Here is a 6,854-nt window from a genome sequence, read left to right as displayed (position 1 = left end):
GTTCGGTAACAGCGGGTTCGGTAACAGCGGGTTCGGTAACAGCGGGTTCGGCAATAGTGGCTTCGGTAACAGCGGCTTCGGCAGTAATGCGGGCACCGGCCTTCGAGTGGGCGGCACGGGCTTTGGCCAGACCGGAACCACGGGGCAGGCGCAGGGCACGGGTTCCACGGTGGCCAATGTGGGCGGTATCCGCGTCATGGCCGATGAACTCAACAATTCGGTCTTGGTCTGGGGTACGCCTGCCGAGTTCGAGCGCATTGAAGCTGCGCTGAAGAAGCTGGATTTGCCGCCCACACAGGTGTTGATCGAAGCGAGCATAGTAGAGGTCACACTCAACGATACGCTGCGGTATGGCCTTCAATGGGCTTTTAGTGGCGATGTGGGCAACAAGGGATACTCGGGCAACGGGGGGGTGCTTGAAGCAGGGGGAACTAATGCTGGGCCTGGCGCTTCGTCAATGACGGATAGTGGGCTTGGCAGCGTTCTCCTGGGGCAGGGTTTCAACTACACCCTCAAGAATTCCCTGGGAAATATTAAGGCTGTTCTCACAGCCTTGGCAGGTAAGACCCAGGTCAAAGTGGTTGCCAGCCCCACTCTGATGGTGCTTGACAATCACCAAGCCGCGATTTCCGTGGGTACACAGCAGCCCTACCAGTCAGGTACTACGGTCGTAGGAACATCGGGTACTCCCATCAGCAACTATGCTTTCAAAGATACGGGTGTCAACCTTCAGGTCACACCATCGGTCAATGCTGGAAATCTTGTCACCATGACGGTCAATCAGTCGGTGACAGACGTGGGAGCAGAGGACAAGGTCACTGGCCAGCGCTCATTCTTGCAACGTCAAATAGCAAGTCGCTTGGCTGTGCGGTCGGGTGAGTCCATTGTCATGGGGGGGTTGATCCAGGAGAACTCCAGTTCTGGACGAGCCGGTATTCCTTACCTGTACGACATGCCAGTGATCGGAAATCTATTTGGTTCCACTAACAACTCTGGCGCACGTACCGAACTGATCGTCATCATCACGCCCCGCGTGGTGCGCACCGATGTGGACGTGCGCGAGGTCACGGAAGGATTGCGCGACTATATGCAGGCGCTCACTCCATTGTTGAAGTCTCCTTCGTCGTCAGCGCCTGCACCTTCGGGGGAACTTGCAGACGTTCCCGCGCGTCAGTCAACCCAGCCTTGAGGCCTGGACGTTTCAAGGCCTTGAGATGCAACCAACGGAAAAAAGTAAGATGAAACAATCAATAAATGTAAGATTTCATGGCGTTTGTGCGGTTTTGTTCGCTGCTGGGGTGCTTGCAGGTTGCGCCAGCATGGGGGATGCGCAGGCTCCCGAGGCGGCCGTGACCCAGCGTTCTGCCGACTACTGGAAGGCCCGCCTGTCGGGCGATGTGGACAAGGCCTATGCCCTGACCTCGCCGGGCTACCGGGCCATCAATGATCGCGAGAAGTATCGCCTGTCCTATGGGGCCGTGCCTGTGCTCCAGGGTGGCGAGGTGGTGACGCTCGAGTGTCAGCCAGACCGTTGTGACGTTCGCAAGAACTTTGTGACCTATGTCCCGCTGATGAAGGACACCCCTGTTCCCCTGATCGTCAAGGAGATCTGGATCAAGGACGAAGGTCAGTGGTGGCTGATGCCGCAGTGAGGCCGTGATTCCTTGCGCCAGGCCAAGTTCCCCTCTGCTGTGTCCAGGTGTACACTCGGCGCCCTGCATCAGAATCAGGCAGGGTGTTGTTTTTTTTCAAAAATGCTTGGCAGTCCCTTGGAAAGCGATGCAGGTGGACGAATAAGCTGTGCTACGATTCCTCGGCGATCTTTCGTGGTGGCGGCTTTAGATGAACAACGCCCCTTTCTTTTCTTTACTGGAGATAGTTTTATGAAGAAAAATGTTCTGGCCCTGAGCATTGCCGCCATGGTTGGTGGCCTGGGCTTCGCTGGCGCCGCTTCGGCTGCCGTGATCCCTGGTACCGGTGCTAACCTGACGGCTACCGACGCTACCGAACTGCAAGTCGACCCCTCCAACATGGGTCACATGCTGCTGGTGCCTTACTTCAATGCTCAAGCTGGCAACACGACCGTGTTCCACGTGGTCAACACCGACACCAAGAACGGCAAGGCCGTGAAGGTGCGTTTCCGCGGCGCTAGCAACTCCGACGATATTCTGGACTTCCAGCTGTTCCTGTCGCCTGGCGACGTGTGGACCGGCGCCGTGTCCGAAGGCGCCAGTGGCGTGGCCCAACTGGTGACCAACGACGGCACCTGCACGGCCCCCGCCATCGCCAAGGGCGCAGCTACGCCTTTCAACACCCAGCGCCTGAACAGCAGGCTCAGCACCGGTGAGAAGGCCAACCAGACCCGCGAAGGCTATCTGGAAATCTTCAACATGGCTGACATCCCGGCGACTGCCAGCGGGACCAAGGACCTGTACAACGCCATCAAGCACGTCAAGGGCAATGCTCCTTGCGCCGTGGACGGCTCGGATGCACGCAAGCTCCTGAACGGCATCGCTGTGCGTGACTTCTCGGTTGTGCCCGCAGGCAGCACCAACACGGTGGAGCAAGAAGCTCGTGCCGCTGGCTTTGATACGCCTACCGGTGGCCTGATGGGTGACTGGTACATCATGAACGTGGCCCAAACCACCACGTTCACTGGTGCTGCCACCGCTGTTGCTGCCAAGACCCCTGCTGGCGTGAATGGCCGCGGCAACTTCGTGCACTTCCCTCAAGCGAACTCGGTCATTGCCACCGGTAACATTGCTAACTACACGTCCGATCCGCTGCTGGCTGCTGGTTTCATCTATGATGCGACTGCGAGCACTTACTCGCCTAAGCCCTCTACGGCTACGGTTGTTGCTCGCAACTATGACCTGCCCGACATGTCCACCCCTTACACGGTGAGCGCTGGCACGTCTACCCCTGTGGTTCCTGCTGTGCAGGCTGACAACCTGACTTCGGCCATCGCCGTGACGTCGGTGACCAACCAGTACGCTATGGACACCGTGGTGTCGGCCAAGACTGACTGGGTGTTCTCCATGCCCACACGTCGCTACCAAGTTGCTGCCAACTACGAAGCTGCCACGAACGCTAACGCTTACCGCGTGTTCGCCAAGCAAATCGTTTCTCCCGCTGTGCCTGGCGCTACCAACTGGTTCCACGGTGCCAACACTTCGGTGGACACCGCCGGCAACATCTGCGTGAAGGCTGATGGCCAGCAGTTCTGGGACCGTGAGGAAAACACTCCGGAACCTGGTGCTGAAGAGCCCGTGTTCTCGCCTAGCACCCCCGGTGAAGCTGCTGTCGTCCGTTTCTGCGGCGAAGTCAGCGTGCTGACCTTCAAGGACGCTAACACCTCGGTGCTGGGCGCTGCGGTTGCCCGTCAGAACGTGGATGAAGGCCCGTACGAAAACGGCTGGGCTGTGGTCTCCACGGCCAACGGCACTGCTGGCCTGCCTATCCTGGGTAGCTCGTTCATCAAGCTGACGAACCCCCAAGCTGCTGCCGGCACCGTTGGTACCTACGGTATCACTTGGCCCCACCGTTTCACGCGCAACGTTCCTTAATTCGCGGGAAACTTAATCACGCCTAAGTGATCTCAAAAAGGCGGGAGGTAACTCCCGCCTTTTTTTATTGTTGATGTTGTGTGACCATGAGTAACTCCATTCGCCGATTTCGCCATCTGACCCTTGCGTCCCTGGTTGTGCTGACAAGCCAGTTGCTTCTGCCGGCTCATGCTACCCCCTTGATCCAAGGAGAGGGTGTTGCCGTTACGACCGATGACCTCAAGGCCGACGCCGTACTGCGCGTGCCCGAGCACATGCGTGCCGAGGTCTATTCCAAGCCCCAGTCCGTGGGGCAGATTGCCGGCAATCTGCATGTGCGGCGCGTCATGGCGGAGCAGGCCCTCAAGTCAGGCCTGGGCGACCGGCCGGAAGTGAAGGCCGCAATCCAGATCATGCGCGACAAGGTGCTGTCCGATGCAATGCTGGCGGACTTTGACCTCAAGCATGCGCCTTCGGAGCAGGATGCCGAGCGCCTTGCCCGCAATCTTTATGCCGCCCATCCCGAGCGTTTCAAGACGCAAGAGGAAGTTCGCGCACGCCATATCCTGGTGTCCGGCCAGGATGACGCAGCCAAGGCCAAGGCCGAGCAACTGCTCAAGCAACTGCGCGATGGCGCCGATTTCGCCAAGCTGGCAGAGCAGGAGTCCGCAGACAAGAGCAACGCCAGCAAGGGGGGTGATCTGGGCTTCTTTGGCAAGGGCAAGATGGTGCCTGCGTTCGAGAATGCCGCTTTCGACCTCAAGAACAAGGGTGACATCAGCGATGTGGTGGCCACCCAGTTCGGCTTTCACATCATCCAGTTGGAAGAGCGGCGTGCTGCCGGCACCAAGCCTTTTGAGGAAGTGCGCGCTGCCCTGGTGCGCGAGGTCCGTAGTTCCGCCCTGCGTGATGCCCGCCAGGATATGGTGCAGCGCATTCAGAAGGATGCCAAGCTGGATCAGGCCGCAGTCGATGCCTATGCGGCCGGTTTCCAGAAGCAGCTTGATGCTGCCAAGGCCGCTGCCGGCGCCGCAGCAGCAACAGCCAAGCCCTGAGTTGGGTACACTTGACAGTTTGCTTTGACCGGCTTCATGTGCCGGCTTGGCCTGTCTGTTGCTTGCTGAATTGACGGGCCCCGTGCCGCATATGCTTGCGGACGGGGCCTTTGTACTGCCCGAGTCTTTCTTCCTATCTTCAAGAATCGCAGGGACCGATGCGCTTTTTAGCCGATGAATTTGCGGCGCTGTGGCGTGCCCGCAGCCTGCTGTGGGTCATGACCCGGCGCGAGGTGGCCGCACGCCATGCCGGTACGGCCGCGGGCGTGCTCTGGCCCTATCTGCAGCCGCTGCTCACGGTGGCGGCCTACTACCTCGTGTTCGATGTGGTGTTTTCGATGCGCCTGGGCGACAACGCGCCCACGCATGCCGTGGGTGCCTTCCTCGTGGTGGGAGCTTTGCCCTGGATGGCATTCTGCGATGCCACAGCACGGGGCATGAACAGCCTGGTGGAGGCCGGCGGCATCCTGCAGAAGAATCCGCTGCCACCGGTGCTCTTTCCCCTGCGGGCCGTGCTGGCCAGCAGCGTGATCTTTGGCCCGCTGCTGCTGCTGGTGGCCTTGGCCTATCTGCCGCAGCATGGATTGAGCACGTCGCTGCTCGCCTTGGCGCCGCTGCTGTTGGGCCAGTTGCTGCTGTGCGCCCTGCTGGCCTACGTGCTGGCCATCCTGACGGCGGCGCTGCGCGATGTGGGCCAGTTGGTGACCTTTCTGCTGTCGGTGGGCATTTATCTGTCGCCCATTCTGTTTCCGCTGGCCTTGTTTCCCGAGCGCTGGCGTTGGGTGCTCTGGGCCAATCCCATGACCGCGCTGGTGCTGGGCTACCAGAATGTGCTGCTGCAGGGGCTGTGGCCCCAAGCCGCAGTATGGGTAGCGATCGGGGCCTGGGTGCTGGTGCTGGCCGTGCTGCTCAATGGTCTGGTGCGGCGCAGCCGCGATCAACTGGTGGACTGGCTATGAATGCCAAGCATGTGGAGCTGCCCGGCGACCTGGTCCTGCGTGTGCAGGGCCTGGGTAAGGAGTACAAGCTGTATCCGTCGCCACGCGCGCGCTTCAAGGCGCTGCTGACGGGTGCGGCCACGCACCGCAGCCACTGGGCGCTGCGCGATGTCTCTTTCGAACTGCACCGAGGCCAGTGCATTGGCGTGATCGGCGACAACGGTGCTGGCAAGAGTTCGCTGCTCAAGCTGTTGGCGGGGACCTTGCAACCCAGTTGCGGACAGATAGAACGCGTGGGCCGGGTGACGGCCATTCTGGAGCTGGGTGCGGGATTCCATCCCGATTTCAGTGGACGGGACAACCTGTATTTCGGCGGCAGCCTGATCGGCATCAGCCCTGAGCGCATGCGTGAACTCGAGCCCGAGATCGCGGCCTTTGCCGAACTGGGCGAAGCAATGGAGCGCCCGGTCAAAACCTATTCCTCAGGGATGACCGTGCGCCTGGCGTTTGCGCTGGTGACAGCCGTGCAGCCTGATGTACTGATCATCGATGAGGCACTGGCTGTGGGCGACCAGCATTTTCAGAAGAAGTGCATAGAGCGCATCATGGCGTTCCGCAACAGCGGCTGCACGATTTTGTTCTGCTCGCACAGTCCCTACCACATCCGCCATCTATGTGATGCCGCGCTGTGGCTGCGTGGGGGGCAGGTGGCGCAGTTCGGCGATACCGAGCAGGTGTTGGCGGCCTATGACCTGCATACGCGAGAGCGCCAGGAGCGCGAGCAGCAGGCCCTGGCCGGCGGCGGGGACTGCGCAGCCGAGGGCGAGACAGCGCAGTCGGCTCAGGCTGCGCCTGCCACCGATGTGCCGGCAGGGCCTGTGGCGGCTGTGGACAGCGGCTCGGCCTGCATTATTTCCGTGGATGTGAAGGATCTGGCCGAGCCTGTGGGTGACCAACCGGGCCTTTTGCAAAGCCAGGATTTGGTCGTGACGATCACCGCGCGCGGACGGGGGAGCGAGCGGCCCCATATCGGCTTCATGATCGAGCAGTCCAAGGGCGTGGGTATCACCTCCCTCGCCACGCATGAGGATGGAGCGGTCCCTCGCCAGTTGCCCGATGGAACCTGGCAGACCGTGCTGACGTTCCCGGAGCTGCCGCTCCACAGCGGCGACTACGTGATCAGCGCTTTCCTGTTCGATGAGACAGGGCTGGCCGTCTATGACGAGTGGTTCCAGTTCCTGCACCTGCGCTTCATCTTTCCCAAGCCCTTGCCGGGTTTGGTGCGGTTGCCCCACCACTGGAGCTGAGCCCGTACG

6 protein-coding genes are annotated in these 6,854 nt (G+C 60.7%); all 6 read left to right on the top strand.

Annotated features, from left to right (window positions below):
- Positions 1 to 1,189, top strand: a 1,189-nt coding sequence (locus IAE24_RS14925; protein ID WP_325100533.1) for a secretin N-terminal domain-containing protein, incomplete at its 5' end; no start/stop codon positions are given.
- 25 nt (positions 1,190 to 1,214) lie between these two features.
- Positions 1,215 to 1,652 (top strand): hypothetical protein, encoded by a 438-nt coding sequence (locus tag IAE24_RS14920; RefSeq protein WP_233630770.1) that lies wholly within the window; start codon positions 1,215 to 1,217, stop codon positions 1,650 to 1,652.
- Between the two features lie 231 nt (positions 1,653 to 1,883).
- Positions 1,884 to 3,566, top strand: a complete 1,683-nt coding sequence (locus IAE24_RS14915) for a cell surface protein (protein WP_199961756.1) — start codon at positions 1,884 to 1,886, stop codon at positions 3,564 to 3,566.
- 179 nt (positions 3,567 to 3,745) lie between these two features.
- Positions 3,746 to 4,600, top strand: coding sequence for a peptidylprolyl isomerase (locus tag IAE24_RS14910; protein WP_233626329.1), 855 nt, complete (start codon positions 3,746 to 3,748; stop codon positions 4,598 to 4,600).
- A 158-nt stretch (positions 4,601 to 4,758) separates the two neighbouring features.
- Entirely contained in the window at positions 4,759 to 5,559 is an 801-nt protein-coding gene (locus tag IAE24_RS14905) for an ABC transporter permease (RefSeq protein ID WP_199961758.1), read from the top strand.
- Positions 5,556 to 6,845: an ABC transporter ATP-binding protein gene (locus tag IAE24_RS14900; RefSeq protein WP_199961759.1), complete on the top strand. Its 1,290-nt coding sequence runs from the start codon at positions 5,556 to 5,558 to the stop codon at positions 6,843 to 6,845. Before IAE24_RS14905 ends, IAE24_RS14900 begins: the two co-directional genes overlap by 4 nt.
- The last annotated feature ends 9 nt before the right edge of the window (positions 6,846 to 6,854 follow it).

It is taken from the genome of Delftia sp. S65, from assembly GCF_016516495.1.
Taxonomy (GTDB): domain Bacteria; phylum Pseudomonadota; class Gammaproteobacteria; order Burkholderiales; family Burkholderiaceae_C; genus Comamonas; species Comamonas acidovorans.
The sequence above is the reverse complement of the archived record's forward strand: the minus strand, read 5'-3'. Positions and strand labels throughout refer to the sequence as shown.